Consider the following 1991-nt stretch of genomic DNA (forward strand, 5'->3'; position numbering starts at 1 on the left):
GGCCCGGGACGGTCGGCCCGCCCCCGGGCCATCATGCGTCGTGAGCCTCCGCGTGCCGGACGTCCGGCGACCGCCGGTGCGGGAGGGCCGTACCCGGGGGGCCTCCCCCCCCCGGGACCTGGAAGGGAGTCACATGAGCGAGACCGAGGTCACCACCGCACCGCGGCCCCTGCTGCTGGCCGACGGCCGGCCGGCCCTGCACGCGTGGTCGCTGGACCCGGCCCTGCGGCACCTCAACCACGGCTCGTTCGGGGCGGTCCCGCTGGCGGCGCAGGAGCACCAGCAGCGGATGCGGGAGGAGATGGAGAGCGCGCCGGTGGTCTGGTTCCCCGCACTGCCGCGGCGGCTCGCGCAGGCCAGGGCCGGTCTCGCCGCGTTCCTCGGGGCGGACCCCGGTGACCTCGCCCTGGTGCCGAACGCGAGCGCCGGCGCCAGCGTCGTCCACGCCGCCCTCGAACGCCGCCGCGGCGGGGAGATCGTCGTCACCGACCACGGCTACGGCGCCGTCACCATGGGCGCCGAGCGCCTGGCACGCCGCTGGGGCGGCCGGGTCCGCACGGCCAGGGTGCCGCTGGACGCGGACGAGGAGCGGGCGTACGAGGCCGTGGCCGCCGAACTGAGCGACGCCACCGACCTCGTGGTCGTCGACCAGATCACCTCGCCGACCGCCCGCCGCATGCCGGTGGAGCGGATCGGCGCCGAGGCGCGGCGGCGCGACATCCCCCTGCTCGTCGACGGCGCGCACGCACCGGGGCTGATCGCCGCCCCGCTCGCCGGGCCGGCCTGCGACTTCTGGGTCGGCAACCTGCACAAGTGGGCCTGCGCGCCACGCGGCACCGCCGCCCTGGTCGCCCGCGGCCCGCGGCGGGACGACCTGTATCCGCTGATCGACTCCTGGGGAGCCGGGGAGCCCTACCCCGAACGCTTCGACCAGCAGGGCACCCTCGACGCCACCGGCCCCCTCGCCGCCACCACCGCGATCGGTTTCGTCGAGAGCACCTGGGGCTGGCCCGCCGCCCGCCGCTACATGGACGACCTGGCCGATTACGCCGAGCGGACCGTCCGCGCCGCGCTCGCCCCGCTGACGGGCTTCGACGACCCGGTGGACGTCGGCATGCCCGTGCCCGGGATGCGGCTGGTGCGGCTGCCCCGGGGACTGGCCGGCAGCCGCGTCTCGGCCGACGCGCTGCGCGACCGGGCGGCCGGGGAACTGGGGGTGGAGGCCGCCTTCACCAGTTTCGACGGCATCGGCTACCTGCGGCTCTCCGCCCACGTCTACAACACCGCCGAGGACTACGAGCACTTCGCCGAACACTGCGTCCCGATCCTCGGGAAGTGGGCCCGCGCGGCGCGCGCGCAACGGTGATCCCGTACCTCCCGGACCCTGTCACCGGACCCCGCCGTGGGACTCGGGCCGGGACCGGGGCTGGGCCTCGGACCCAGGTTCGGACTGGGGCTCGGGCCCGGGTTCGGACTGGGGCTCGGGCCCCGGCTCCGGCTCCGGTCCCGGTCCCGGTCCCGGTCCCGGCCGGATGTTCCCCGGCGAATCCGCCTTGACCGGCCGCCGCATCGCCCGGGCCCCCGTCCCGGGCGCGGCCCCCGGCTCCGGCGGTGCGCTCCGCGCCTGCCGGGCGAGCCGGTGCGCGTCGGCCTCCCGCACGAGGTCCCGAGCACGGATCCGGTGCAGCTCGAAGTGCACGCCCACCCCCGTTCCTGACGCCGGGTCCTCCGCCCGGCTCCTTTGAGGCTGCGGCCTCACCCAAAGTGAAGGTCAACCACCGGCGCCCGCACCGCCGGGACCGTCGCGCCGACGGCGATCACGACCGGCGGAGGCGCGGGTCCGAGACCCGGGGGTGCCGGGGCGCCGCCGTCGGGACGGGAGCTTCCTCCCCCGGGGCCCGGCCGGCACCACCGACCGGGGCGAGACCCTGATCGTGGGACCGAGAGGACCGAGAGGACCGAGAGGGCCGGGAGGGCCGGGAGGGCCGGGA

1 protein-coding gene is annotated in these 1991 nt (G+C 77.3%); it reads left to right on the plus strand.

Features of this window, described 5'->3' with window-relative positions; all coding sequences use genetic code 11:
* Nucleotides 1–133: 133 nt before the first annotated feature.
* Nucleotides 134–1366 carry an aminotransferase class V-fold PLP-dependent enzyme gene (locus AOK18_RS26680; RefSeq protein WP_055695992.1) on the plus strand — a complete coding sequence of 411 codons (1233 nt, stop codon included), beginning with the start codon at nucleotides 134–136 and terminating at the stop codon, nucleotides 1364–1366.
* The last annotated feature ends 625 nt before the right edge of the window (nucleotides 1367–1991 follow it).

The organism is Streptomyces prasinopilosus (assembly GCF_001419695.1).
In the GTDB taxonomy this organism is placed as follows: domain Bacteria; phylum Actinomycetota; class Actinomycetes; order Streptomycetales; family Streptomycetaceae; genus Streptomyces; species Streptomyces prasinopilosus.